The organism is Streptomyces sp. NPDC053367 (assembly GCF_044545925.1).
In the GTDB taxonomy this organism is placed as follows: Bacteria; Actinomycetota; Actinomycetes; order Streptomycetales; family Streptomycetaceae; genus Streptomyces.
In genome coordinates this window covers 149,226-173,868 of sequence record NZ_JBITYN010000003.1, presented here as the reverse complement: position 1 = coordinate 173,868, position 24,643 = coordinate 149,226, and the positions used below count along the sequence as shown (strand labels likewise).

Annotated in this window: 23 protein-coding genes, 1 tRNA gene and 1 pseudogene; 9 read left to right on the top strand and 16 right to left on the bottom strand. The window is 71.6% G+C overall.

Annotated features, from left to right (window positions below):
• The first annotated feature begins 79 nt into the window (after nt 1–79).
• Entirely contained in the window at nt 80–1,138 is a 1,059-nt protein-coding gene (locus tag ACIGXJ_RS10450) for a peptidoglycan DD-metalloendopeptidase family protein (protein WP_399642944.1), read from the top strand.
• A gap of 8 nt (nt 1,139–1,146) precedes the next feature.
• On the opposite strand, the gene ACIGXJ_RS10445 is transcribed toward ACIGXJ_RS10450, so the two are convergent.
• The 5 genes from ACIGXJ_RS10445 to ACIGXJ_RS10425 all read right to left on the bottom strand — a co-directional run bounded on the left by ACIGXJ_RS10445 (nt 1,147) and on the right by ACIGXJ_RS10425 (nt 6,888).
• A complete protein-coding gene (locus tag ACIGXJ_RS10445) occupies nt 1,147–2,031 on the bottom strand; it encodes an HAD hydrolase family protein (protein WP_399642943.1) in 885 nt (294 codons plus the stop codon).
• A 417-nt stretch (nt 2,032–2,448) separates the two neighbouring features.
• Nucleotides 2,449–3,351: an LLM class flavin-dependent oxidoreductase gene (locus tag ACIGXJ_RS10440; protein ID WP_399642942.1), complete on the bottom strand. Its 903-nt coding sequence runs from the start codon at nt 3,349–3,351 to the stop codon at nt 2,449–2,451.
• 194 nt (nt 3,352–3,545) lie between these two features.
• Nucleotides 3,546–4,094 (bottom strand): RNA 2'-phosphotransferase, encoded by a 549-nt coding sequence (locus ACIGXJ_RS10435; protein ID WP_399642941.1) that lies wholly within the window; start codon nt 4,092–4,094, stop codon nt 3,546–3,548.
• A gap of 197 nt (nt 4,095–4,291) precedes the next feature.
• Nucleotides 4,292–6,043, bottom strand: a complete 1,752-nt coding sequence (locus tag ACIGXJ_RS10430) for an SDR family oxidoreductase (RefSeq protein WP_399643669.1) — start codon at nt 6,041–6,043, stop codon at nt 4,292–4,294.
• Nucleotides 6,044–6,045: 2 nt separating this feature from the next.
• The gene (locus tag ACIGXJ_RS10425; protein ID WP_399642940.1) at nt 6,046–6,888 is read right to left on the bottom strand and encodes a M24 family metallopeptidase; all 843 of its coding nucleotides are present in this window, start codon (nt 6,886–6,888) and stop codon (nt 6,046–6,048) included.
• 325 nt (nt 6,889–7,213) lie between these two features.
• Between ACIGXJ_RS10425 and ACIGXJ_RS10420 the strand changes: the two genes are divergently transcribed.
• The 7 genes from ACIGXJ_RS10420 (at nt 7,214) to ACIGXJ_RS10390 (ending at nt 12,958) form a co-directional block, all read left to right on the top strand.
• Entirely contained in the window at nt 7,214–8,176 is a 963-nt protein-coding gene (locus ACIGXJ_RS10420) for an ABC transporter ATP-binding protein (protein ID WP_399643667.1), read from the top strand.
• Entirely contained in the window at nt 8,166–9,080 is a 915-nt protein-coding gene (locus ACIGXJ_RS10415) for an ABC transporter permease (protein ID WP_399642939.1), read from the top strand. The genes ACIGXJ_RS10420 and ACIGXJ_RS10415 overlap by 11 nt, the downstream gene beginning before the upstream one ends.
• Nucleotides 9,077–9,988 carry an ABC transporter ATP-binding protein gene (locus ACIGXJ_RS10410; protein WP_399642938.1) on the top strand — a complete coding sequence of 304 codons (912 nt, stop codon included), beginning with the start codon at nt 9,077–9,079 and terminating at the stop codon, nt 9,986–9,988. The genes ACIGXJ_RS10415 and ACIGXJ_RS10410 overlap by 4 nt, the downstream gene beginning before the upstream one ends.
• A 10-nt stretch (nt 9,989–9,998) precedes the next feature.
• Nucleotides 9,999–10,718 (top strand): ABC transporter permease subunit, encoded by a 720-nt coding sequence (locus ACIGXJ_RS10405; RefSeq protein ID WP_399642937.1) that lies wholly within the window; start codon nt 9,999–10,001, stop codon nt 10,716–10,718.
• A gap of 132 nt (nt 10,719–10,850) precedes the next feature.
• The gene (locus ACIGXJ_RS10400) at nt 10,851–11,084 is read left to right on the top strand and encodes a hypothetical protein (protein ID WP_399642936.1); all 234 of its coding nucleotides are present in this window, start codon (nt 10,851–10,853) and stop codon (nt 11,082–11,084) included.
• Nucleotides 11,085–11,344: 260 nt separating this feature from the next.
• Nucleotides 11,345–11,429 (top strand) — tRNA-Ser (locus ACIGXJ_RS10395).
• Nucleotides 11,430–11,632: 203 nt separating this feature from the next.
• Nucleotides 11,633–12,958: a delta-60 repeat domain-containing protein gene (locus ACIGXJ_RS10390; protein ID WP_399642935.1), complete on the top strand. Its 1,326-nt coding sequence runs from the start codon at nt 11,633–11,635 to the stop codon at nt 12,956–12,958.
• 37 nt (nt 12,959–12,995) lie between these two features.
• Here the strand turns inward: ACIGXJ_RS10390 and ACIGXJ_RS10385 are convergent, their stop codons facing one another.
• The 9 genes from ACIGXJ_RS10385 to ACIGXJ_RS10345 all read right to left on the bottom strand — a co-directional run bounded on the left by ACIGXJ_RS10385 (nt 12,996) and on the right by ACIGXJ_RS10345 (nt 23,264).
• Complete coding sequence (locus ACIGXJ_RS10385) at nt 12,996–13,799, bottom strand: HAD family hydrolase (protein WP_399642934.1); 804 nt, start codon at nt 13,797–13,799, stop codon at nt 12,996–12,998.
• Nucleotides 13,796–15,073, bottom strand: a complete 1,278-nt coding sequence (gene serS / locus ACIGXJ_RS10380; RefSeq protein WP_399642933.1) for a serine--tRNA ligase — start codon at nt 15,071–15,073, stop codon at nt 13,796–13,798. Before serS ends, ACIGXJ_RS10385 begins: the two co-directional genes overlap by 4 nt.
• 577 nt (nt 15,074–15,650) lie before the next feature.
• A complete protein-coding gene (pheA, locus tag ACIGXJ_RS10375) occupies nt 15,651–16,583 on the bottom strand; it encodes a prephenate dehydratase (RefSeq protein WP_399642932.1) in 933 nt (310 codons plus the stop codon).
• A 176-nt stretch (nt 16,584–16,759) separates the two neighbouring features.
• Nucleotides 16,760–18,058: an iron uptake transporter deferrochelatase/peroxidase subunit gene (efeB, locus tag ACIGXJ_RS10370; protein ID WP_399642931.1), complete on the bottom strand. Its 1,299-nt coding sequence runs from the start codon at nt 18,056–18,058 to the stop codon at nt 16,760–16,762.
• A gap of 6 nt (nt 18,059–18,064) precedes the next feature.
• On the bottom strand, nt 18,065–20,134 hold the full coding sequence (locus ACIGXJ_RS10365; protein WP_399642930.1) for a copper resistance CopC/CopD family protein: 2,070 nt from the start codon (nt 20,132–20,134) through the stop codon (nt 18,065–18,067).
• A 13-nt stretch (nt 20,135–20,147) separates the two neighbouring features.
• Nucleotides 20,148–20,588 (bottom strand): copper chaperone PCu(A)C, encoded by a 441-nt coding sequence (locus ACIGXJ_RS10360; RefSeq protein ID WP_399642929.1) that lies wholly within the window; start codon nt 20,586–20,588, stop codon nt 20,148–20,150.
• Nucleotides 20,585–21,250: an SCO family protein gene (locus ACIGXJ_RS10355; RefSeq protein ID WP_399642928.1), complete on the bottom strand. Its 666-nt coding sequence runs from the start codon at nt 21,248–21,250 to the stop codon at nt 20,585–20,587. Before ACIGXJ_RS10355 ends, ACIGXJ_RS10360 begins: the two co-directional genes overlap by 4 nt.
• Before the next feature lie 77 nt (nt 21,251–21,327).
• A complete protein-coding gene (locus tag ACIGXJ_RS10350) occupies nt 21,328–22,092 on the bottom strand; it encodes a YcnI family protein (RefSeq protein ID WP_399642927.1) in 765 nt (254 codons plus the stop codon).
• Nucleotides 22,093–22,430: 338 nt separating this feature from the next.
• Nucleotides 22,431–23,264: a hypothetical protein gene (locus ACIGXJ_RS10345; protein WP_399642926.1), complete on the bottom strand. Its 834-nt coding sequence runs from the start codon at nt 23,262–23,264 to the stop codon at nt 22,431–22,433.
• Nucleotides 23,265–23,516: 252 nt separating this feature from the next.
• On the opposite strand from ACIGXJ_RS10345, the gene ACIGXJ_RS10340 reads away from it, so the two are divergent.
• Nucleotides 23,517–23,966, top strand: a complete 450-nt coding sequence (locus ACIGXJ_RS10340) for an ATP-binding protein (RefSeq protein ID WP_399642925.1) — start codon at nt 23,517–23,519, stop codon at nt 23,964–23,966.
• Here the strand turns inward: ACIGXJ_RS10340 and ACIGXJ_RS10335 are convergent.
• Together ACIGXJ_RS10335 and ACIGXJ_RS10330 are read right to left on the bottom strand one after the other, a co-directional pair.
• Nucleotides 23,926–24,129 carry a hypothetical protein gene (locus ACIGXJ_RS10335; RefSeq protein WP_399642924.1) on the bottom strand — a complete coding sequence of 68 codons (204 nt, stop codon included), beginning with the start codon at nt 24,127–24,129 and terminating at the stop codon, nt 23,926–23,928. The genes ACIGXJ_RS10340 and ACIGXJ_RS10335 overlap by 41 nt on opposite strands.
• A gap of 66 nt (nt 24,130–24,195) precedes the next feature.
• Nucleotides 24,196–24,643 (bottom strand): annotated as a pseudogene (locus tag ACIGXJ_RS10330) (hypothetical protein); the annotation flags it as partial.

Genomic DNA, 24,643 nt, shown 5'->3' with positions numbered 1-24,643 from the left:
CCCCATTTGCAGCAACGCGTCCCCCAGGCGTACGACGTGAACGGGACGCGGAGCACCGGGGCGGGTCACGATCGCTGACATGCGTTCACCTCGCCGCCGCCATCCACTGCTCGTTCCGGCGCTGTTGTGCGCGCTCGCCGTACTCGCGGCCCGCCCCACCGCCGCCTCGGGCTCGGCGGAGACGGGTGCCGACGGGGGGACGGCGGTGGAGGTGGCACGGCTGTACGCGGACGTGGCGGTGGCCACCCAGCGGTACGAGGAGGGGCGGCGCGAGGCCGACGCGCAGCGAGCCCTCGCCCAGCGCTACGAGGAGCTGCTGGACGGCCGCCGACGGGAGATCGCGGTGCTGCACGAGGACCTGGGCCGGATCGCGCGGGCCCAGTACCGCGAGGGTGGTGGGCTGCCGGTCGCCGCGCAGATCGTTCTCGCGGGCACCCCCGAGGAACTCCTGCGCGGCCAGCACGTGTTCTCCCAGGCCGACACGGTGCTCGACAACGCGATCGACAAGAGCCGCCGGGCGGAGGAGCGGCTCGCGGCGGACGAGGCGAGGGCCGCGGCGGCGTGGCAGGAGCTGGAGAAGCGCAACGGCGAGCTGGCCCGGCTCAAGCGGTCCATCGAGCACAACCTGGAGGAGGCACGCTCGCGGCTCCAGGGCGAGGCGGACGCCGCGGCCCTCGCGGGCTCCTGCCGGGGCGCGGTACGGCTGGAGCAGCCGCCCGCCTCGTACGCGCAGGGCTGGGTCGCGCCGGTGGAGGCGTACGAGCTGTCGGCGGGCTTCGGCAGCGGGGGCGAGCGCTGGGCGAACCGGCACACCGGGCAGGACTTCGCCGTGCCGATCGGGACGCCTGTGCGGTCGGTCGGCGAGGGCCGGGTGGTGAGCGTGTCCTGCGGGGGCTCGTTCGGCATCCAGATCGTCATCGAGCACCCCGGCGGCTACTACACGCAGTACGCGCATCTCGCCTCGGTCGCGGTGGACCCGGGCGAGCGGGTGACGACCGGGCAGTGGATCGGGCAGGCGGGCACGACCGGCAACTCCACCGGCCCGCACCTGCACTTCGAGGTGCGGGTCACGCCGGAGCTGGGGTCGGGGGTGGACCCGGTGCCGTGGCTGGCGGCGAGAGGCGTGAACCTGGGGTAGGCCCCTGGTCAGGCGCCCTTCGCCTCCACCAGCAGCTGCTCGATCACCACGGCGACGCCGTCCTCGTTGTTGGCGACCGTGCTCCCGGAGGCAGCGGCGATCACATCCGGGTGGGCGTTGCCCATCGCGTAGGAGCGGCCGGCCCAGGTGAGCATCTCGACGTCGTTCGGCATGTCACCGAAGGCGACGACCTCCTCGTGCGAGATGCCGCGCTCGGCGCAGCACAGGGCGAGTGTGCTGGCCTTGGAGACCTCGGGACCGCTGATCTCCAGCAGGGCGCTGGGGCTGGACCGCGTGACGTTCGCGCGGTCGCCGATGGCGAGACGGCCCACGGTGAGGAAGGCGTCGGGGTCGAGCGTGGGGTGGTACGCGAGGATCTTGAGCACGGGCTCGTCGGCGCCGGGCGCGTCCGGTCCCAGCAGTTCCTCGGCCGGCGCCAGGGTGTCCGGGATCTCCATGTGCAGCTTGGGATAGTCCGGCTCCTGGTTGAAGCCGTACGTCTGCTCGACCGCGTACACGGTGCCGGGCGCCGCGTCCCGCAGCAGGCGTACGGCGTCCAGCGCGTTCTCCCGCGCCAGCTCGCGCACCTTGACGAACCGGTGGGCGCCGGGACCGCCGTGCAGGTCGACCACGGCGGCGCCGTTGCCGCAGATGGCGAGGCCGTGGCCGTGGACGTGCTCGCTGACGACGTCCATCCAGCGGGCGGGGCGGCCGGTGACGAAGAAGACCTCGATGCCGGCCTCTTCGGCGGCGGCCAGCGCGGCGACGGTCCTCGGGGAGACCGACTTGTCGTCGCGCAGCAGTGTGCCGTCGAGGTCGGTGGCGATCAGCCGCGGGCGGATCGGGGCGTCGGGGGAGTCCGGGGGCTCGGGCTTTCTCGTCGCTGAGGTCACCCCGTCATTCTCGCGCATATGCCCGCACGGGCGTGCGGGCATCCGCACATCTGAGGGCCGCCGGGTCCGGCCTGGGCTCAACCCGGCTCTCGGGACGGGCCGATGGCCTGGCTCGGCCGGGCTCCGCATACGGCCCCGCCCCGGAAACAGCCCGGCCCGGAAACAGCCCGGCCCGGAAACAGCCCGGCCCGGAAACAGCCCGGCCCGGAAACAGCCCAGCCCGGAAACAGCCCGGCCCGGAAACAGCCCGGCCCGGAAACAGCCCGGCCCAGTTCAAAGACGCCTTCTTCGGACACAGCCCGGCCCGAACGCAGCCCCGCCCAGTTCGAAGACGCCTTCGGACACAGCCCTCGCTCGGTTCAGATACGCTCCGGACCCAGCCCGACCCGGCCGCCAAGCCGGCCGCCCCGCTCCGACTCAGCCCAGCTCCGCGGCCGCCTCCATCGCGATCTGCTCGAACACCTTCTGGTCGGCGGCGAAGACCGAGTCCGGGATGGGCCAGTGGATCACGATCTCGGTGAAGCCCAGCTCCCGGTGGCGTCCCGCGAAGTCGACGAACGCCGACAGCGACTCCAGCGGACGCCCCCGATCCGGGGTGAAGCCGGTGAGCAGGATCTTGTCGAGCTGGTCCGCGTCCCGCCCGATGGACGCGCACGCGTCGGCCAGCTTCTCGGTCTGCTCCCGGATGGCTCGCACCGACTGCTCGGGCGTGCCGGTCTCGTACAGCTTGGGGTCACCGGTCGTCACCCAGGCCTGGCCGTACCGCGCGGCCAGCTTCAGCCCGCGCGGGCCGGTCGCGGCCACCGCGAAGGGCAGCCGGGGCCGCTGCACACAGCCGGGGATGTTGCGCGCCTCGTGCGCCGAGTAGTAGTCGCCCTCGTACGACACCGATTCCTCGGTCAGCAGCCGGTCCAGCAGCGGCACGAACTCTCCGAACCGGTCGGCCCGCTCGCGCGGGGTCCACGGCTCCTGGCCGAGCGCGGTGGCGTCGAAGCCGGTGCCGCCCGCCCCGATGCCGAGGGTGAGCCGGCCGCCGGAGATGTCGTCGAGGGAGATCAGCTCCTTGGCCAGCGTCACGGGGTGCCGGAAGTTCGGCGAGGTGACGAGCGTGCCCAGACGGAGTCGCTCGGTGATCGCCGCGGCCGCGGTCAGCGTCGGTACGGCACCGAACCAGGGCCCGTCCCGGAAGGTGCGCCAGGACAGATGGTCGTAGGTGTAGGCGGTGTGGAAACCGAGTTCCTCGGCACGCTGCCATGCCTCACGACTTCCCTCGTGCCACCGGCGGTACGGAAGGATCACAGTGCTCAGACGCAGACTCATGCGTCGAGCGTATGTGGCCGCCCGGTTTCACGTGAAACAGTCACGGAACGCGACCGGGGAACCACCCGCAGACCATTGATCACGCTTGTCAGTGCGACGGGGCACCGCTCCGTGCGACGGGGCACCGCTCCGTGCGGCGCGGAAAACCGCTCTGTGCGAAGCGAGTAACCGCTCAGCGCGGCGCCGGCAACCGCTCAGTGCGCCGAGGGGAACCGCAGATACCGCGGCGGCACGGCCTTGGTCAGCCACACCCCGTTGGCGCTGACGTGGAAGACATGGCCGTCCCGGTGCATGGCAGCCGCGTCCACGGCCAGCACGACGGGGCGTCCACGGCGGGCGCCGACCCGGGTGGCGGTCTCCCGGTCGGGGGACAGATGCACGTCGTGGCGGTTCATGGGCCGCAGCCCCTCGGCGCGGATCGCGTCCAGGTTGCGGGCCACGGTGCCGTGATAGAGGTACGGCGGCGGGGTCGCCGGCGCGAGGCCGAGGTCGACCTCGATGCTGTGGCCCTGGCTGGCGCGGATGCGGGTGCCCTCGACGGCGAAGCGCTTCTTGTCGTTCGCGGCCACCACATGGTCCAGCTCCTCGCGCGTGAAGCGGAACCCGTGCGCGGCGGCCGCCTCGATCAAGGCGTCGATCTCCACCCAGCCGCCCTCGTCCGGCGTCAGCCCGATCCGCTCCGGCTGGTGGCGGAGATGCTTGGAGAGGTACTTCGACACCTTCACGGTGCGTTGTTCGTCCATGGGCCTCAGCATGACGACCGAGACGCGGATCACGCGACGAGTTTTGCGGACCAGGTTTGATCCACAAGCAACTCGGTTTATCCACAGTCCACTTGACTTAACTGTGGACAACCCGTGGCCGGTCTGAGGTAGTTCGCGAAGTCTTGGGCTTAGGGTGGGCGTTGGGCAACACCGGCCACGCTTGCTCTGCTTGTCCGTCAGAGCTTCGGCTGCACGCGAGCCAGCCGCCTCAACAGCCCTGGAGCAAAACGAGACAAAGCGTGTGCGCCGCGCGCCTCTGGGGTCACCGGGACAACCGCCTCGTTGCGCACCACGGCCCGCAGGATCGCCTGAGCGACCTTCTCCGGCGGGTAGTTGCGCCTCCCGTACAGCCGCGCGGTGTTCTTCTGCCGGCGCTTCTCCTCTTCCTCGCCGACTCCGACGAAGCGTGCCGTGGAGGTGATGCCGGTGTTCACCAGTCCGGGGCAGATCGCGCTCACCCCGATTCCCTGGCCCGCCAGTTCGGCGCGCAGGCACTCGCTGAGCATCAGCACGGCCGCCTTGGAGGTGCAGTACGCGGGCAGCGCGCGTGAAGGCTGGAACGCGGCCGCGGACGCCGTATTGACGATGTGGCCGCCTTGGCCGCGCTCGGCCATCTGCCGTCCGAAGAGGCGGCAACCATGGATGACGCCCCACAAGTTGACGTCGAGGACCTTCTTCCAGTCCTCGGGGCTGGTGTCGAAGAAGGAGCCGGACAGTCCGATGCCGGCGTTGTTCACGAGCACGTCGACCACGCCGTACTCCAGCGCGACCTTCTCGGCGAGCTTCTCCATCGCCTGCGCGTCGGACACGTCGACGGTCTCCGCCCAGGCGGTCGGCGCGCCGATCAGCTGGGCCAACTCCCCGGTGCGAGCGGCGCTTTCCGCGTCGCGGTCGACGGCGATGACACGGGCCCCGGCCTCGGCGAACGCGAACGCCGTGGCGCGGCCGATGCCGCTGCCCGCACCGGTGACGAGGACCAACTGGCCGCCGAACCGGTCGAAGTGGCACCCGGTCGCCGCCACCTCCGTTCGGCCGCCCTCGACGCCGCTGACGAACTCGGTGATCCAGTTCGCCAGTTGCTCGGGCCGGGTGCGGGGGATCCAGTGCTTGTCGGGCAGGGTGCGGCGCGTGAGCTGCGGCGCCCACAGCTCCAGTCCGTCGTAGAGCCGCTCGGAGAGGAACGCGTCACCCTGCGGGGTGATGAGCTGCACGGGCACATGTGCGTAGGCGTCCGGGCGCGGCCTGCGCAGCCGTGCGCGGACGTTGTCCCGGTACAACCAGGCGCCGTGGGCGGCATCCTGGGGCAGCGACGAGGTCGGGTAGCCGCCGGCGGGCACCCGCTCGACGCGCTCCAGGATGCGCGGCCAGCGCTTGCCGAGGGGGCCGCGCCAGGCCAGCTCGGGCAGGAGGGGCGTGTGCAGCAGGTAGACGTACCAGGACTTGGCGCCCTGGCCGAGGAGTTGGCCGACCCGGCGCGGGGTGGGGCGCTTCACGCGCTGCTTGATCCAGTGGCCGAAGTGGTCGAGGGACGGGCCGGACATCGAGGTGAAGGAGGCTATCCGTCCCTCGGTGCGCTCGACCGTGACGAACTCCCAGGACTGCACCGAGCCCCAGTCGTGGCCGACCAGGTGCACGGGCCGGTCGGGGCTCACCTCGTCGGCGACGGCCAGGAAGTCGTCCGTCAGCTTCTCCAGCGTGAACCCGCCGCGCAGGGGTTGCGGGGCGGTGGACCGGCCGTGGCCGCGGACGTCGTAGAGGACGACATGGAAGCGGTCGGCGAGGCGCGGCGCGACCTCGGACCACACCTCCTTGCTGTCCGGGTAGCCGTGCACGAGCATCACCGTCGGCTGCTCCGGGTCACCCAGTTCGGCGACGCACAGCTCGACGCCGCCGGTCCGCACCCAGCGCTCACGCGCGCCTTCGAGCATGGTCACTTCTCCTCCGCCCAGCGCCGCACGTGCGGCAGATCGTCGTCCAGCCAGAAGGCGCTCTCCTCGGGGTCCCGCGAGTCGGTGACGACCAGGATCTCCTCGAACTTCGCGCCGGTCCCCCGGAAACCGAGATGGGGCTCGACCGCCCACAGGCCCGGCTGCGGCGGGTGATCGGAGAAACGGTACGGCGACCACAGCGGCGACCATCCCTCACGATGGCCGTGCAACGCGTCGGACGCGAGCCCCTTGAGGGACTGGGTGCCGAAGCCGAAGACGTGCGGCGAGAAGCGGCGGGCCTTGACCCGGTCGACCTTGTGCGCGATCACCCCGAAGGGGTAGGCGCGGTGCCGGTTGGCGTAACCCTGGCGGACCATGAGGCGCTCCACGTCCTCGTAGATCTCGCGCAGCGAGCGGCGTTCGCGCACCTCGCGCAGGATCAGCTCGCGGTGCGCCTTGAGGTCGTCCATGAGCCGGTCCTGCACCGGGTTGAGGCCGAGGGAGCCCGAGTAGCCGATGTCCGCGGTGCAGCCCTCGTAGACGGGGGCCATGTCGAGGATGAACGGCATGCCCGGCTCCAGGGCGCGGTCGGTGGGGAAGAACTGCAGCGGGATGCGGAAGTTCGTGAACGCGGTGCGGTCGCCGAACCAGGCGAAGGGCAGGTGGAACCAGTCCTTCACGCCGCGCTCGCGCAGCCACGCGCGCTGCATCCGGGCCGCCTCGCGCTCGGTGACACCGGGCTCGAGCTGGGCCGCCACCGCCTCCGCGCACTCGTAGGCCAGCCGCTGCACCGTCCTGAATCCGCGGAGTTCCGCGGAGATCTCGTCTGCCACTGCCGTCGTCATGCCGCCCCGTCCCACCCGGTCCACACTGACTGCGGTACGTGTCCGTAACTTGACACCGCCGAATCTCGCACCTTGTTAGAGGCGGCGTCAATAGGGAGGCTGCCGCCCGATGCGTCACCTCGATGCGCCACCTCGTCACCTCGATGCGTCACCTCGTCACCTTGATGCGCCACCTCGTCACCTCGATAAGCCTCACGTGGCCCCTCATGCGGCGCCCGACCTCAGGGTGACCCTGAGTTCCCCGTACGACTCCAGGGTGACCCCAAGACGGCTCTGGAGTCTGACGACGTCCGTGGCGCGCGTCACTACTGTCGAAGACGTGACTGTGATCGCGACCGAAAGCCTGAGCAAGCGGTTCCCCAGGGTGACCGCGCTCGACCGGCTGTCCGTGGACATCGGAGCCGGTGTGACCGGACTCGTCGGAGCCAACGGCGCCGGCAAGTCCACGCTCATCAAGATTCTCCTGGGCCTGTCCCCCGCCTCCGAGGGCCGTGCCGCCGTGCTCGGACTCGACGTCGCCACCGAGGGCGCCGCGATCCGCGAGCGCGTGGGATACATGCCGGAGCACGACTGCCTGCCGCCCGACGTCTCGGCCACCGAGTTCGTCGTGCACATGGCCCGCATGTCCGGCCTGCCGCCCACCGCCGCCCGTGAGCGCACCGCGGACACCCTGCGGCACGTCGGGCTGTACGAGGAGCGCTACCGCCCCATCGGCGGCTACTCCACCGGCATGAAGCAGCGCGTCAAGCTCGCCCAGGCCCTGGTGCACGACCCTCAGCTGGTGTTCCTGGACGAGCCCACCAACGGCCTCGACCCGGTCGGCCGGGACGAGATGCTCGGCCTCATCCGGCGCATCCACACCGACTTCGGCATCTCGGTCCTGGTCACCTCCCACCTGCTGGGCGAACTGGAGCGCACCTGCGACCACGTCGTCGTCATCGACGGCGGCAAGCTCCTGCGCTCCAGCTCCACCACCGACTTCACCCAGATCACCACCACCCTCGCGATCGAGGTCACCGACACCGACGAGCACCCGGACGGCACCCGCGCGGTGCGCGAGGCGCTGCACGCGCGCGGGGTCACCGTCCAGGACGGCAGCGGCCTGCCCGGCGCCGGACACCTGCTGCTGCTCACCGCGCAGGGCGAGGAGACCTACGACCTGGTCCGCGACACCGTCGCCGACCTCGGCCTCGGCCTGGTGCGCATGGAACAGCGCAGGCACCACATCGCCGAGGTCTTCACCGACGAACACGATCAGCGAAAGGAGGCCGTCGGCCATGGCAGTTGAGCAGCCCCTGTCCCAGCCCCTGGCAGCGGGCGACCAGACCCGCATCCACAACATCGGCTACCGCTCCTACGACGGCCCCCGCCTGGGCCGCTCCTACGCCACCCGCTCCCTGTACTCGCAGTCCCTGCGCGGCGCCTACGGCCTCGGCCGTTCGGTGAAGTCCAAGGTGCTGCCGATGCTGCTGTTCGTGGTGATGTGCGTCCCCGCGGCCATCATGGTCGCCGTCGCGGTCGCCACCAAGGCGAGCAAGCTGCCGGTGGACTACACGGAGTACGCGATCTTCCTCCAGGCCGTCATCAGCCTGTACGTCGCCTCGCAGGCGCCCCAGTCCGTGTCGCGGGACCTGCGCTTCAAGACGGTCCCGCTGTACTTCTCGCGGCCCATCGAGACCGCCGACTACGTCCGCGCCAAGTACGCGGCCCTGGCCTCGGCGCTGTTCATCCTCACCGCGGCCCCGCTGCTGGTGCTCTATGTGGGCGCGCTGCTCGCCAAGCTGGACTTCACCGACCAGACAGAAGGATTCGGGCAGGGACTCGTGTCCGTGGCACTGCTCTCGCTGCTCTTCGCCGGGCTGAGCCTGGTGATCGCCTCCGTCACCCCGCGCCGCGGCTTCGGCATCGCCGCCGTCATCGCGGTGTTCACCATCTCCTACGGCGCCGTCTCCGCCCTCCAGGGCATAGCCGAGCTCCAGAACAGCAGTGACGCGATCGCCTGGATCGGACTGTTCTCGCCGGTCACCCTCATCGACGGCGTGCAGACCGCCTTCCTCGGCGCTTCCTCCTCCTTCCCCGGAGGCGCCGGCCCGTCCGGCGCGGAGGGCGCGGTGTACGTGCTGTTCACCCTCGGCCTGATCGCCGCGTCCTACGGCCTCCTGATCCGCCGCTACAAGAAGGTGGGCCTGTGACCACCCTCAAGATCGACCACGTCTCCCGCTGGTTCGGCAACGTGGTCGCCGTCAACGACATCACCATGACCATCGGCCCCGGCGTCACCGGCCTGCTCGGCCCCAACGGCGCCGGGAAGTCCACCCTCATCAACATGATGGGCGGCTTCCTCGCCCCCTCCACCGGCACGGTCACCCTCGACGGACAGCCGGTGTGGCGCAACGAGGCCATCTACCGGCACATCGGCATCGTCCCCGAGCGCGAGGCGATGTACGACTTCCTCACCGGCCGGGAGTTCGTCGTCGCCAACGCCGAACTGCACGGCCTGGGTGCCAAGGCGGCCCAGAAGGCGCTGGCCACGGTCGAGATGGAGTACGCGCAGGACCGCAAGATCTCCACCTACTCCAAGGGCATGCGCCAGCGCGTGAAGATGGCCAGCGCCCTGGTGCACGAGCCCTCGCTGCTGCTGCTCGACGAGCCGTTCAACGGCATGGACCCGCGCCAGCGCATGCAGTTGATGGACCTGCTGCGCCGCATGGGCGACGAGGGCCGCACGGTGCTGTTCTCCTCCCACATCCTCGAAGAGGTCGAGCAGCTCGCCTGGCACATCGAGGTCGTCGTCGCCGGCCGGCACGCGGCCAGCGGTGACTTCCGCCGGATCCGCCGTCTGATGACGGACCGCCCGCACCGCTACCTCGTGCGCTCCAGCGACGACCGCGCCCTCGCGGCCGCGTTGATCGCCGACCCGTCCACGTCCGGCATCGAGGTCGACCACGCCGAGGGCGCCCTGCGCATCCAGGCCGTCGACTTCGGCCGTTTCACGGCCCTGCTGCCGAAGGTGGCCCGGGACCACGGCATCCGGCTGCTGACGGTCTCGCCGTCCGACGAGTCGCTCGAGTCCGTCTTCTCTTACCTGGTCGCGGCGTAGGAGGCCGAAGATGTACGACCCCACAGTCGCCCGGCTCACCTATCGAGCCCTGCTCGGCCGTCGCCGGGCCCTCGTCCTCGGCGCGCTGCCGCTGCTGCTCATCGGGATTTCGGTGGTGGTGCGCGGCCTCGCCGGAGCCGACGACCAGACCGCGTCCGACCTGCTGGGCGGGCTCGCGCTCGCCACCATGGTGCCGATCATCGGCGTCATCGCCGGCACCGGTGCGATCGGCCCGGAGATCGACGACGGCTCGGTCGTCTACCTGCTGTCCAAGCCGGTGAAACGGCCCACGATCATCTTCACCAAGCTGATCGTGGCGATCGCGGTGACGATGGTCTTCTCCGCACTGCCGACCTTCGTCGCCGGGTTCATCCTCAACGGCAACGGCCAGCAGATAGCCGTCGCCTACACGGTCGCCGCGCTGGTCTCCTCCATCGCCTACGCGGCCCTGTTCCTGCTCCTCGGCACGGTGTCGCGGCACGCGGTGGTCTTCGGGCTCGTCTACGCGCTCGTCTGGGAGGCCCTGTTCGGCTCCCTGGTGCCGGGGGCACGCACCCTCAGCGTCCAGCAGTGGTCGCTGGCCGTGGCCCACAAGGTCTCCGGCGGTGAGCTCGTCACCTCCGACGTCGGGCTGACCACGGCGACGGTGCTGCTGGTCGCGGTGACCGTGCTCGCCACCTGGTACGCCGGGCAGAAGCTGCGGTCGCTGACGCTGGCGGGCGAGGAGTAGACGCGCCGCTCACTGACGGGGACTTCACCCCCGTCCGGGCACAGTGGACACGACGGGCACCACGGCCTCCTCGCCGTCGGTGCTCGGGCGCCGCCAGGGCGCCACGGGGGACGTACGCCTGGGAGGACGGCGATGGCAGACGCTGAGCACGACGGTCGTGAACAGCCCGGTGGAGCGTGGGACGACCTCGTCCTGGACGAGGACTTCGTCCGCGCCGCCGAGACCACCGAGCCGTCCGCCCGTGCCCGCATGCTCGCCGCCCGCTGGCGTGAGGAGGAGCCCGAGCCCCAGCCGTGGCGCTCCGACGAACCGCCGGCGGGCTGGTTCTTCGCCAGGGCCCGGCGCCGGTGGAGGCGGCGCCGCTAGCCGGTCGTCGTACGCCTGTCTTATTCGGTGGCGTCCAACTCGCCCACAGGGCAAAGTGGTTGGTGCCCGACTTCACGGGCCGGGCGCCACGAACCGGGAGAGGGGTGAGGCGATGTCCATGCACGGCAGTACGCCGAGCTCCCGACAGGGCAGCCGGCGGCAGGCTCCGGTGTAGTTACCCCACCGTCGAGCCATCGCAGCTGTTGCCCGGGGCGGCCGCTTCGAGCACGCGAATCCCACTCGCGTGAGGCCGCCCACCCGGAGGATTGGCCGAGTGGCAAGGCACCGGCTTGCTAAGCCGTGGTCGGGGGAAACCCCGCGCACGTTCGATCCGTGCATCCTCCGCGAGACGTACCCACCGAGGCCTGGCGGGCTTCCCGTAGTCACGGCGTCGGCCGGCCGGTGCAGGAACGGTCGGACCGAAGTATGAGCGTATGTGCCGCACGGGGTTGCCTGGCCGGGGGATGCCGGGCGAGAGAGCACCCGTACGGCCGTATGGTCAGCGCGTTCCGGTACGGGAGGTTTTGCCGCTTCTAGCATGTGCGGACATGATCTCCCCTCCTCATGGCCCTCTCCGCGGCCGTCTTCATCGCCTTCGTCGGCTGCCGGTCCGGGCCGGTGCCGCGGCCGCCGCGGCGCTGGCGCTCCTGCTCGCCTCGCCCGGTCCCGCGCACGCCGCCTCCGGCGACCTCGATCCCTCGTTCGGCGGCAACGGAAGAGTGGTCACCCCCGACATCATCTACGCGCCGGAGGAAGGGCACGGTCTCGCCGTACAGGACGACGGCAAGCTGGTCGTGGTCGGAAGCTTCTACGGCGAGGGCACCGGCCCCGACTTCGCGATGGAGCGGTACAACCCCGACGGCACCCCGGACACCGACTTCGGAAACCAGGGGGTCGTCACCACCGACTTCCAGCAGGGCGAGGAAGTGTCCCGCGGTCTCGCACTGCAACCTGACGGCAAGATTGTCGTCGTCGGCATCTCGCAACGGCCCGGGTCCGAGGACTGCTGCTGGTTCACGGTGGCCCGCTTCGAGTCCGACGGGGATCTGGACACAGAGTTCGGCGACGGCGGTCGTACGATCGCCGACTTCGGCGACGGCGGCGCCGCGGACGCCTACGCGGTCACCGTCCAGTCCGACGGCAGGATCGTCGCCGTCGGCCAGTCCGGCGGTGACATCGCGGTGGCCCGCTTTGACGCCGACGGCGACCCGGACCCCACCTTCAGCGGGGACGGCCGGCTGACCACGCACTTCTCGGGGGGTGACATCTCGATCGCCCAGGACGTGGCGGTGCAGCCCGACGACAGGATCGTCGTCGCCGGCGGGGTCGGACTCGGCAACCCCGGTTACCGGCCGGCCTTCGCACTCGCCCGCTACGACACGAACGGCAGCCTCGACACAGGGTTCGACGGCGACGGCAAGCGGGTCGTCAGCTTCGGCGGAGAGGCCCAGGGATACGGGCTGGTCCTCATCCCGGGCGGGGACATGGCGGTCGCCGGGTACGTCACTCCCTCCGGCGGCATCAGCCGGTTCGCGCTCGCCCGGCTCAACTCCGACGGCTCCCTGGACACCGGGTTCGACGGTGACGGCAAGGCGACGACGCCGTTCGCGGCCGCCGCCCGCGCGCACGATCTGGCGCTCCAGTCCGACGGCAAGCTGGTCGCCGCCGGCAGCCGCGGCGGTGACTGGGCGCTGACGCGCTACAACACGGACGGCTCCCTGGACACCGGGTTCGACGGTGACGGCAAGGTGGTCACCGACTTCAGTGTCGGGGTGGCCGACCACGGACGCGACGTCCTGGTGCAGCCCGACGGCCGGATCGTGGTCGCCGGGGACGCCGGTTCGTACTTGGCGCTGGCCCGCTACCTGCCCTGACGGCACCCTTGACGCGGAAACCCGAGGCGGCGGCCCGCTAGCGGAGCAGCCGCTCCAGGACGACCGCGATGCCGTCCTCCTCGTTGGAGGCCGTCACTTCGTCCGCCACCGCCTTCAGCTGCTCATGGGCGTTGGCCATCGCCACACCCCGCCCGGCCCAGGCGAACATCGGGATGTCGTTGGGCATGTCGCCGAAGGCGATCGTCTCCGCGGCCTTCACCTTCAGGCGGCGGGCCGCCAGAGACAGCCCCGTGGCCTTGGACAGACCGAGCGGCAGCAGCTCGACGATGCCCGCGCCCGCCATCGCGACGTTGACGAAACCGCCCGCGGCCTGGCGGGAGACCTCCGCCAGTTCGTCGTCGGAGAACTCCGGGTGCTGTATGTAGATCTTGTTCAGCGGGGCCGACCAGAGATCGGCCGCGTCCGTGAACGGGGTTCCGGGGAGCTCACCGCTGAGCGCGTATCCCGGCCCGACCAGCACGTCGCCGTCGAGACCGTCACGGCTGGCGGCCAGGTGCAGCGGGCCGACCTCCGCCTCGATCTTGGCCAGGGCGACACCGGCGAGCTGCCGGTCCAGCGTGACCGAGGTCAGCAGGCGGTTCTCCCCGGCGTGGTAGACCTGCGCGCCCTGCGCGCACACCGCGAGGCCCTGGTAGTCCAGGTCCTCCAGGATGTGCCGGGTCCAGGGCGCGGAACGCCCCGTGACGACGATGTGCGCGGCGCCCGCCGCGGTGGCCGCGGCGAGCGCGTCACGGGTGCGCGGGGAGACCGACCCGTCGGAGCGCAGGAGCGTTCCGTCGAGGTCGGTGGCGATCAGCCGGTAGGGGAACCCGGAGGTCACTTGGCCACCGGCTCCAGCACCTCGCGGCCGCCGAGGTACGGGCGCAGCATCTCGGGCACGCGCACGGAGCCGTCGGCCTGCTGGTGGTTCTCCAGGATCGCCACGATGGTGCGCGGGACGGCGCACAGGGTGCCGTTGAGCGTGGCCAGCGGCTTGACCTGCTTTCCGTCACGCACCCGCACCGACAGGCGGCGGGCCTGGAAGCTGTCGCAGTTGGAGGCCGAGGTCAGCTCGCGGTACTTGCCCTGCGTGGGGATCCACGCCTCGCAGTCGTACTTGCGGGAGGCGGAGGCGCCCAGGTCGCCCGAGGCCACGTCGATCACCTGGAAGGGCAGCTCCAGGCCGGTCAGCCACTGCTTCTCCCACTCCAGGAGCCGCTTGTGCTCGGCCTCGGCGTCCTCCGGAGCGACGTACGAGAACATCTCGACCTTGTCGAACTGGTGGACGCGGAAGATGCCGCGGGTGTCCTTGCCGTAGGTGCCCGCCTCGCGGCGGAAGCACGGCGAGAAGCCGGCGTAGCGCAGCGGCAGCTGGTCGGCGTCGATGATCTCGTCCATGTGGTACGCGGCGAGGGGGACCTCGGAGGTGCCGACGAGATAGAAGTCGTCCTTCTCCAGGTGGTACACGTTCTCCGCGGCCTGGCCGAGGAAGCCGGTGCCCTCCATGGCGCGCGGGCGGACCAGCGCGGGGGTCAGCATCGGGATGAAGCCGGCCTCGGTGGCCTGGGCGATGGCCGCGTTGACCAGCGCCAGCTCCAGCAGGGCGCCGACACCCGTCAGGTAGTAGAAGCGCGAGCCGGACACCTTGGCGCCGCGCTCGACGTCGATGGCGCCCAGCGCCTCGCCGAGCTCCAGGTGGTCCTTGGGCTCGAAGCCCTCGGCGGCGAAGTCGCGGATGGTGCCGTGCGTCTCCAGGACGGTGAAGTCCTCCTCGCCGCCGACCGGGACGTCGGGGTGGACGAGGTTGCCGAGCGCCATGGCCAGACGCTTGGTCTCCTCGTCGGCCTCGTGCTGCGCGGCGTCGGCGGCCTTGACGTCGGCGGCCAGCTGGCTCGCCTTCTTCAGCAGCTCGGCCTTCTCGTCGCCGGTGGCCTTGGGGATCAGCTTGCCGAGCGCCTTCTGCTCGGCACGGAGCTCGTCGAAGCGGACGCCGGACGACCTGCGCCGCTCGTCGGCAGACAGGAGAGCGTCGACGAGCTCGACGTCCTCTCCACGGGCACGCTGGGACGCGCGCACACGGTCGGGGTCCTCACGGAGCAGGCGAAGGTCAATCACGTGCTCAAGGCTACCGGGGACGGATGACGGGCCACGACTCACTATTCCGACCCACGGCTTACGTACCGTTATGGGGGAATTGCCGCTCGTGTCGGGGGCTGTCAATAAAGAGTGTCTCACTCCCTGGGACGGGGCACACCCCGGGCGCTCCGTTGACCGGATCCCCTTGCGGAGAACGGGACTTGAGGCAGCCCGGGCCCGGCTTTGTCCACAGGGGCGCGCGATTGCCGAAAGTTATCCACAGGCTGTGTGGAAGATCTGTGGATGTCGGAATTGATCACTCCGCTAAGCGCTGTCGCCCCCTGCGATTCCCTGGGCAAACCTTCTTTAGGCCCACCTTCGAGTGGAAATGCGTCGCCCCAAAGGATTGATCAAAGGAAACGAGTGGACGAAGGGTGACGTACGTCCGGGTGGACGCACTTGATCCACATAGGGCGATTTGTCGACTGCATGCTGCTTCGTTGTCGACTTGTGCACAGGTCGAGAAGCGGACCTGTGGATAACTTCTGTGGATAACGAAAATCAGACCGGGCGGGACGAGGAACGGAGGGGTGGAACGAGAAACGGACGGGCGGGACTAGAAACGGCCGTCCTGGCAGCGGGCCACCCAGTCGGCCGCCGCGACGAACTCCTCGTCCGACGTCCCCTGCCGCGGCGCGCTCACGTCCCCCGCGCCGGCGTCCGCGCGCGGGTAGGACCCCAGGTAGCGGACCTCCAGACAGATCCGCTTCAGCCCCATCAGGGCCTCGGCGACCCGCCGGTCGGAGATGTGGCCCTCGGCGTCGATGCAGAAGCAGTAGTTGCCGATGCCGGCGCCGGTCGGCCGGGACTGCAGCAGCATCAGGTTGATGCCGCGCGTGGCGAACTCGCCGAGCAGGTCGCGCAGCCCGCCCGGGTGGTCGTCGCGCTGCCAGAGCACCACCGACGTCTTGTCGGCCCCCGTCGGCGCGGCGGGCCGGGCGGGGCGCCCCACCAGCACGAACCGCGTCTGCGCGTTCTCCGCGTCGTGGATCCCCGTCTCCAGGGGCTCCAGGCCGTAGCGGGCGGCCGCGAACTCACCGGCGAACGCGGCGTCGTACCGGCCCTCCTGGACCAGCCGGGCGGCGTCCGCGTTCGACGCGGCCGACTCCCAGTGGACGTCCGGGAGGTTGTTCTTCAGCCAGTTGCGCACCTGCGGCTGGGCGGCCGGGTGCGCGGACACCGTCTTGATCTCCGACAGCTTGGTGCCCGGCCGGACCAGCAGCGCGAAGGTGATCGACAGCAGCACCTCGCGGTAGATCATCAGCGGCGCGCCCGCGACCAGCTCGTCGAGGGTGGTGGTGATGCCGCCCTCGACGGAGTTCTCGATCGGCACGAACGCCGCCTCGGCCTCCCCGGTGCGCACCGCGTCCAGCGCCGACTGCACGGACACATAGGGGACCAGCTCCCGGGTCGCCGCCTCCGGGAGCGTGCGCAGGGCGACTTCGGTGAAGGTGCCCTCGGGGCCGAGATACGCATAGCTCGCTGGCATGTCCTCACCCTAATGGCCGCAGAGCCGCCCGGCGGGCCCGTCTCGGCACAACCGCTCGTAAGGGTGGTTTGAAACCCGAAAGCCCAAAAGCCGCCGCCGAGCCGGCTCGGGCCTCCGCCCTCGGCCCTCCGCCCTCGGCCCTCGGCCCACCACCCGCAGCCCTCGATCCTCAGCCCTCAGCTCTCCAGGAGACGCTGCCCCACGTACTCCCCCTCGGCCGCCCCGCCCGGCACCGCGAACAGCCCGCTCGCCTCATGCCGGACGAACCGCGACAGCGCGTCCCCGCGGTCCAGCTTGCGCTGCACCGGGACGAAGCCGCGCAGCGGATCGGCCTGCCAGCAGATGAACAGCAGGCCCGCGTCCGGCACCCCGTCCGCGTCGATGCCGTCGTGGAAGGAGAAGGGCCGCCGCAGCATCGCCGCACCGCCGTTCTGGTCCGGCCGGCTGATCCGCGCGTGCGCGTTGATCGGCACCACCAGGTTGCCCTCGGCGTCGACCTTCTCCAGGTCCATCTCGGTCTTCTCCGAGCCACCCGACAGCGGAGCCCCGTCCGCCTTGCGGCGCCCGATGACGTCCTCCTGCGCCTTCACCGACAGCTGCTCCCAGTCGTCGAGAAGCATGCGGATCCGGCGTACGACGGCGTAGGAGCCGTTCGCCATCCACTCCGGGTCCTTCGCACCCGGGGAGCCGGCGGCGGGCACGAAGATCCGCTGGTCGAAGTCGGGCTCGGACGGCTTCGGGTTGCGTGTGCCGTCGACCTGGCCCATGAGGTTGCGGGCCGTCATGGGATGCGCGGTGGCGCCCGGCGACCGGTTGAAGCCGTTCATCTGCCAGCGCACCCGGGCCGCGGACCCCGCGTCCTTCTGGATCGCGCGCAGGGCGTGGAAGGCGACCAGGGCGTCGTTCGCGCCGATCTGCACCCACAGGTCGCCGTTGCTGCGCGCCTTGTCCAGCCGGTCGGAGGAGAAGTCCGGCAGCGGATCCAGGGACACAGGGCGCTGCTGCTGAAGGCCCGTACGGCCGAAGAAGCTGTGCCCGAAGCCGAAGGTGACGGTCAGGGACGAGGGGCCGGCGTCCCGCGCGATGCCCGTGTCGTCCTGGGCGGAGGGCTCGCCCGCCATCAGTCGCCGGGCCGTGTCCGACCAGCGCCGCAGCAGCGCGGCGGCCTCCCTGCGCCCGGCGCCGGGGGCCAGGTCGAAGGCGACGAGATGACCGCGGGACTGGAGCGGGTCGGTGATGCCGGGCTGATGTTTCCCGTGAAACATCGCCCGCCCGGCCCCCACCGAGCTGAGCGGGGCCGCCTCGGCGGGCGCGGCCGCGTAGCCGACGGCACCGCCGGCCGCGCCGAGCGCGAGCCCGGTCGCCCCTGCGGTGGCGAGCAGGGTGCGGCGCGAGACGCCCTCGCCGGTCGCGGCCTGCCGAGCGGGGGGCGCCTCCACGGAGGCCCTGGCCTGGGGAATGGACTGGTCAGCCATGGTGGTTCAGCCGATCTTCGCGTTCTTGTCCACGGTCGCCTGGTCGATGTCGGAGGTCCGCACGGTCACGGCGACCTTCCAGTCGCCGGCCATGGGGATCTGCACCCCGCTCGCCGCCCAGTGTCCGGTGGTGATGTGATCCGGGACGACGGGCAGCGGCCCGACGCCCTTCGACTCGAGGGTGAGGGACAGCTTCACCTCGGGGACGTCGAAGGCGCGGCCGTTGGGCCGTTCGACGTAGACGTGCAGTTCGTTGCCGCCGACCCGCGCCGGGTCGAGGTCGATGCGGACGACGCCCTTGCCGTCCTCGCCGCCGGTGTCGAACGGCATGTCCAGCGTGAGCGTGCCGGACGCCGAGACCTGCGCCGCCGACGCCTTGGCGGCGTCGGCCTCCTCCTCGGTACGGCCCGGCTCGGTGGACGTCAGCATGGTGGTCACGGCCAGCACGACGACCGCCACGGCCGCCTCGGCGAGCACCGAGCGCCGCAGCCCGAACCGCCGCGGGTCGGCGTCCCGGGCCTGCTTGCGCCGCGCGGCCTCGGCGGCGGCCCTCTGCCGCGCGAGCTGAGCGGCCCGCTCGGGACCGGCGTCCTCGGCAACGGTGTCCCGGGCGTCCGACGCGGCAGCCGCTACGGCTCCCCGCTCGGTCGCGGCGGTGCCCGCAACGGTGCCCCCGGCGTCCGACGCGGCAGCCGCTACGGCTCCCCGCTCGGGACCGGCGTCCTCGGTAACGGTGTCCCGGGCGTCCGACGCGGCAGCCGCTGTGGCTCCCCGCTCGGCCGCGGCGGGGCCCTCGCCCTGCCGCGTTCCGGCCGCCATGGCCATCCGCTCCGCCTCGACCGGCGCCTGCGCCAGCCGGGAGGTCCACCGCCGGGAGATCCACGCCAGGCCCACCAGCAGCACCACGAGCCCGGTCTTCACCAGCAGGAGCTGCCCGTAGCGCGTGCCGGTCAGCGCCGACCAGGAGCCGACCTGCCGCCAGCTCTGGTAGACCCCGGTCGCCACCAGCGCGGCCACGCTGCCGAAGGCGACACGGGAGAAGCGGCGTACGGCGGCCGGGCCCAGCGGTGTCTCCACCGGCGCCCGGTACAGCGAGACCAGCAGCGCGCACAGCCCGCCGAGCCAGGCGGCCACGGCCAGCAGATGGACGACGTCGACCGGCATGGCGAGGCCCGGCTGCAGCCCGGTCGAGGCGTGCTCGGCCATCGCCCAGCTCGCCGCGAGCCCGGCGGCCACGACACCGCCGCCGACCCCGAGCCCGAACACCAGGTCCCGCTTCTCCTGCCCCTCCCGGCGGTCGTACGCCCCGAAGAGCACGGCGAGGAACAGCGCGGCCGCCGCGAGCAGCAGCAGCCGGGACACCAGGGCGGCTCCGGTCTTGGTCTGCAGCACCTGGCCGAGCAGGTCCAGGTCGAAGACGTCGCCGAACTCCGACGAGGTGGTGTACGAGCCGCGCAGGAGCAGCAGCGTCAGCGTGGCCGCGGTCAGGGCGACCCAGCCGGAGACGACCAGCCGCTGCACGGCCCGCACCCCGGCGCCGCGCGGCCAGCAGGCCGGCACGAACGCGCAGCCGCCGACCAGGACGACGAACCCGGCGTACGACACGAAGCGCCCGAGTCCGTAGAGCCGTCCGACCAGGCCCTCGCCGGCGGCCGCCCGGCTGTCGACGGAGACGGCCGTCGAGGAGGGCGCACCGATGGAGAAGGTGAAGGCCCCGGAGACGGGATGGCTGTCGGCGGAGACGACCTGGTAGGTCACCGTGTAGGTGCCGTCGGGCAGCCCCGGGTGCAGCTTCACGGCGTACGTCGTCCCGCCGGTGCCCGAGGCCCTGCCGGTGTCGGCGCGCTTGCCCTTGGGGTCGAACACGCGCAGCGCGTCGTCGGAGAGGGACACGCTCTCGGAGAAGGTGAGCGAGACCTGCTGCGGGGCCTGGTCGACCACCGCCCCCTGCCGGGGGTCGCTGCCGGTGAGCGCGGCGTGTGCGGAGGCCGGTGCGGCTCCGGCCAGCAGCGCGCCGGCGACGGCGAGGAGCAGCAGCACCAGCGTGCGCGCGCGTGGGGCGATGGCCTGCGTCAAGGTGGTCTCCCCCTCAGTTCCCGGACGTGGGACGGTAGGTGGCCGGCTTGACCGGCAGGTCGACCTCGACCGGGTCGAGGCCGGTGAAGTGCAGCGTGACCTGGACGGTCTGCCCCTCCCGCGGCTTCTGCGGGAGCTTCTCGAACATCAGGTGGCTGCCGCCGCTGCGCAGGACCAGGGTGCCGTGGGCGGGCACGTCGAGGGAGGCGACCTCGCGCATGGCGCCGCCGTCGCTCTCGTGCACGGTGACCTCGCCGAGGTCGCTGGTGACCTCGGTCAGCTTCGCGTCCTCGTCGCCCTTGTTGGCGATGGTCAGGAAGCCCGCCGCCATGTCGGAGACCGGCTGGGGCATGTAGGCGCCGCTGACGGACAGCTCGGGCCCGGCGGACTCGCCGCCGCCGCAGCCGGTCAGCGTCAGCAGCAGCACGCCGGCCGTGACCAGGGGGCGCCTCACGGGTTCTCCCCCTTGATCAGCTTCGGCAGGTCCTCGGTGTAGTCGTCGACGGTGGCGTCCTCGCCGTAGAGGACGTACCCGGCGTCGGTCTTCGGGGAGAAGGCGACGACCTGGGTGCCGTGCATGGAGACGACCTTGCCCTTCTCCTTCTTCGGCGCCTCGATGGTGATGCCGAGGGTGCGGGCGCCGGCCTGGACGGTGGCGAAGTCGCCGCTGAGGCCGACGACCTGGGGGTCGATGCCCTTGAGCCACGCGCCGAGCGCCGCGGGCGTGTCCCGCTCTGGGTCGGTGGTGACGAACACGATCCGCAGCTGGTCCTGCTGGGCCTTGGGCAGCGACTTCTTGGCGACGGCGATGTTGTTCATCGTCAGCGGGCACACGTCGGGGCAGTTGGTGTAGCCGAAGTAGATCAGCGTGGGCTTGCCGGCGGTCTCCTTGCGGAGGTCGTACGGCTTGCCGCTGGTGTCGGTGAGCACCATGTCCGGCTTCTCGAACGGGTTCTCCGACAGAACGGTGGAGGCCTTGTCGGCGCCGGGCTCCTCGGAGACCACGGAGACGGGCGAGGTGGCGCTGTCGTCGTCCCCGCCGCACGCGGTCAGGGTGAGGGAGGCCACGGCGAGCAGCGCGGCGGCGGCGAGCTTGTTGTTGCGGAAGGAGTGCATGGAGAGATGTCCCGGAGGTGAGTGCTCCGGCGGGCGCCGGGACCCGCGAGGTCCCGGCGCCCACCGGTGTGGGTGGGTCAGGCGGAGCGCCGGCGTCCGGCGAGGACGCCGTAGGCGACACCGGCGGCGCCCACGACGATGCCCACGACGCCGAGCACACGGGCGGTGGTGTCGGAGTCGTCGCCGGAGGAGTCCTCGGCGGAGGCGGAGGTGTGGGCGGCGGCCTGGCCGGCGTCGTCGGAGGACTCCTCGGACGGCTCGTCGGACGGCTCGACGGTGGCGGCGCCCGAGCCGTGGTGGCCGTCCTCCTCGGCGGCGGACAGCGTGAGCACCGGCGCCGGGTTCTCAGGCTCCTCCTCGCCCTGCTGCACCTCGATCCAGCGCACGACCTCGTTGTTGGAGTACGTCTGGATCGCCTTGAACACCAGCTCGTCCGCGTCCTCGGGCAGGGCGCCGATGTTCACGGGGAACTTCTGGAAGAAGCCGGGCTTGATGCCGCCGCTCTTCGCCGTCCAGGTCACCTTGGTGACGGCCTCGGTGATCTGCCGTCCGTGCACCTCCAGAGGCTTGGCCAGCTTCGACTTGGTGGTCTTCACCGTCCAGCCCGGGATCTCCTCCGGCATCACCGAGGACAGCGGGTGCTCGGCGGGGAAGTTGACCTCGACCTTGGTGGTGGAGGCGTTGTCGCGCTCGTTGGGCACCTTGAAGTCGACGACCGCGTAGCCGCCCTTGGCCGCGGTGCCCTCCGGCTGGACGCTGACGTGCGCGAGCGCGGGGGAGGACAGGGCGAGGACGGCGGTGCCGGCGACGGCGCCGGCGGCGGCGATACGGGAAACCTTCATGACAGCAAGCACTCCACTTCGGGACTTCTGGGGATCCGGTGATCCGGTGATGAAGAGGGATACGAGCGCGCGCAGGTGACCACCGGTCACGGGAAAGCACGTCACAGCGGACCGGAGCTGTCCCGGCGGACCGGAGCGTGTCCCGGAGGACGGGAGGTTGTCCCGGAGGACGGGAGGTTGTCCCGGCGGACCGGAGTGTGTCCCGGCGGACCGGAGTGTGTCCCGGCGGACCGGAGTGTGTCCCGGCGGACGGCGGTGATCTGCGCACACGCGTGTGCCGCGGAGCGCGGCCGGCCCTCCTACCGGATCGCGGAGGATCCCCGGGTGGTGCGGTCGCGTCAGGCGGCGAGGGCGAGCGCGCCGGCGGGCGGACCGCGCCGGATCACCGTGTGCTGGAGTGCGGTGGTACGGAGCTCAGGGGGCGCGGGCGAAGAGGCGCGCGCCGGTCGCGGACCCGCCACGGGCGCGCCCGGAAGCCCGGCCCGCAGCGCGCGCACCAGCGCGAGCGCCCCGCGCAGGGAACGTACGAGCGCCGCCTCGGCGACCCCGTGCGCCGACAGGCGGACCAGCCGCAGCAGGGCGAGATCGCCGTGGCGCATCAGCCAGCCGACGGCCAGCGCCGCGAGGACGTGGCCGAGCAGCATCGGCAGCGAGGGCAGCAGGGACGCGGAGGAACCGGCCGTGGTGGACAGGGCGTCCGCCGGGTCGTGCGCCGTGTGCAGACCGGCACCGGCACCCGCGCCCGGGCCGCCGCTCGGCAGCAGGCGCGCGTCCGTGAGGATGCGCTGGGCCTGAGCGGGGCTGAGCGCCGCCGCGGTGGTCCCGCACAGCAGCCGCGCGGCCCGGTCGACCAGTGCCGCGTCGCTCCCGGCGGGGGCGGACATGACCGCCGTACCGTGCTGGCCCAGTCCGAACAGGGTGTGCAGCACCGTCTGCCCGACCGTCAGCAGGGCCGCGATCCCGGGCAGGGTGCGCTCGCGCCCGGCGAGCGGCGCCGCCACCGCGAGCACGGCCAGGAAGCCCGCGCCCAGCGCCCACAGCGGTACCGCGGCGCACGAGGCGAAGGCGTGTCCGGCCCCGGACAGCACGACGCAGACCGCGGCGAACACCGCGGCCCGCAGGATCCGGAGCCGGGCTCCGGAGCGCATCGCGCGCGCGTGGGGGGCAGACATGGCGGGCCCATCATCGCACTGGCCTTGTGGCCGCCATACGGCAGGTCCGCAAGATTCCGTACGCGGCCTACGATCCGGAAGATCACCTTCTGGCCGGACAGCTCCCCTCCGGCCGTTTCCCGCCTCACATACACCGAATGGCACGCGCGGCACATCCCCCATATGGGCGGCATCACGCTGAATGAACGCTTACGTTCGGGCACTCGTGGCAATAGGTATCGGTATGTCGAGCCGCGGCCAGGAGGCTGGAGCATGAGCATCTGGTGGTCACTCCACTTGCGGCGCGAGGCCGCGAGCGTCCCGCTCGCCCGGCGTCTGCTGCTCGGCACCATGGAGACCGCGGGGGTGGATCCGGATGTCTCCTACGACCTGTCGGTCGCCCTGACCGAGGCCTGCGCCAACGCCGTCGAGCACGGCGGCGGGGGGACCGCCGAGGGGGGCACCTCGGAGGCGTACCGGGTCACCGCCTACCTCGACGGCGAGAAGTGCCGTATCGAGGTGGCCGACACGGGGCCGGGCTTCGCGCGTTCCGCGGCCCGGCCGGCCCACTCGGACGCCGAGCACGGGCGGGGCCTGTGGCTCATCGAGGAGCTCGCCGACCATGTCCACATCGGCAACAAGCCGGGCCGGGGCGGGGCGGTGGTGAGCTTCGACAAGATGCTCAAGTGGCGGGACAACGCTCCCCTGGTGCCGGCGTCCTGACCTCGGCCCGGAGCACCGCCGCCGCGGCGGCCCGGCGTGACGCGGGACCCATCGCGTACGACGCGGCCACCGTCGCCGTGCCCAGCAGCAGCCAGCCCGGCGTGCCCCACTCCACCAGCAGCGCCGTCAGCACCAGCGGGCCGAGCGTGCGGGCGACGGTCACCCCGGTGCCGAAGAGGCCCTGGTACTCACCGACCCGCCCCTCGGGCGCCAGGTCGAACGACAGCTGTCAGGACGCCGCGGACTGCCCCATCTCGGCGATCACCTGAAGCACCGCGCCCAGCACCAGGAACCCGACGGCCGCCCACAGCGTGGCCCCCGCCGACAGCGCGAACACCGCGCACGCCGCCAGCATCACCCAACCGGCGTGCCGCAGCGCCCGGTTCGCCGAGGCGACCCCGGTGACCCGCCGGGCGGCCCGCACCTGGAACAGCATCACCGCACCGGTGTTGAGCACGAACAGCGCCGACACCAGCCACGCCGGGGCGTCGGTCCGCCGCGTGATCCACAGCGGCAGCACCAGGCTCAGCAGCGGCAGCCGCAGCAACAGCACGGTGTTCAGCAACGCCACCAGCGCGTACGGCCGGTCCCGCAGCACACCGAGCCGGTCCCGCAGCACACCGAGCCGGTCCCGCAGCACACCGAGCCGGTCCCGCAGCACACCGAGCCGGTCCCGC

What these genes read in the sequence shown, in the direction of transcription:
- efeB (WP_399642931.1), bottom strand. Translation starts at nt 18,058, where the DNA reads ATGGCTGACCAGTCCATTCCCCAGGCCAGGGCCTCCGTGGAGGCGCCC.
- ACIGXJ_RS10390 (WP_399642935.1), top strand. Translation starts at nt 11,633, where the DNA reads ATGATCTCCCCTCCTCATGGCCCTCTCCGCGGCCGTCTTCATCGCCTT.
- ACIGXJ_RS10350 (WP_399642927.1), bottom strand. Translation starts at nt 22,092, where the DNA reads ATGAAGGTTTCCCGTATCGCCGCCGCCGGCGCCGTCGCCGGCACCGCC.
- ACIGXJ_RS10345 (WP_399642926.1), bottom strand. Translation starts at nt 23,264, where the DNA reads ATGTCTGCCCCCCACGCGCGCGCGATGCGCTCCGGAGCCCGGCTCCGG.
- ACIGXJ_RS10430 (WP_399643669.1), bottom strand. Translation starts at nt 6,043, where the DNA reads ATGCTCGAAGGCGCGCGTGAGCGCTGGGTGCGGACCGGCGGCGTCGAG.
- ACIGXJ_RS10425 (WP_399642940.1), bottom strand. Translation starts at nt 6,888, where the DNA reads ATGACGACGGCAGTGGCAGACGAGATCTCCGCGGAACTCCGCGGATTC.
- pheA (WP_399642932.1), bottom strand. Translation starts at nt 16,583, where the DNA reads ATGCCAGCGAGCTATGCGTATCTCGGCCCCGAGGGCACCTTCACCGAA.
- ACIGXJ_RS10405 (WP_399642937.1), top strand. Translation starts at nt 9,999, where the DNA reads ATGTACGACCCCACAGTCGCCCGGCTCACCTATCGAGCCCTGCTCGGC.
- ACIGXJ_RS10440 (WP_399642942.1), bottom strand. Translation starts at nt 3,351, where the DNA reads ATGAGTCTGCGTCTGAGCACTGTGATCCTTCCGTACCGCCGGTGGCAC.
- ACIGXJ_RS10355 (WP_399642928.1), bottom strand. Translation starts at nt 21,250, where the DNA reads ATGCACTCCTTCCGCAACAACAAGCTCGCCGCCGCCGCGCTGCTCGCC.
- ACIGXJ_RS10415 (WP_399642939.1), top strand. Translation starts at nt 8,166, where the DNA reads ATGGCAGTTGAGCAGCCCCTGTCCCAGCCCCTGGCAGCGGGCGACCAG.
- ACIGXJ_RS10435 (WP_399642941.1), bottom strand. Translation starts at nt 4,094, where the DNA reads ATGGACGAACAACGCACCGTGAAGGTGTCGAAGTACCTCTCCAAGCAT.
- ACIGXJ_RS10400 (WP_399642936.1), top strand. Translation starts at nt 10,851, where the DNA reads ATGGCAGACGCTGAGCACGACGGTCGTGAACAGCCCGGTGGAGCGTGG.
- ACIGXJ_RS10340 (WP_399642925.1), top strand. Translation starts at nt 23,517, where the DNA reads ATGAGCATCTGGTGGTCACTCCACTTGCGGCGCGAGGCCGCGAGCGTC.
- ACIGXJ_RS10450 (WP_399642944.1), top strand. Translation starts at nt 80, where the DNA reads ATGCGTTCACCTCGCCGCCGCCATCCACTGCTCGTTCCGGCGCTGTTG.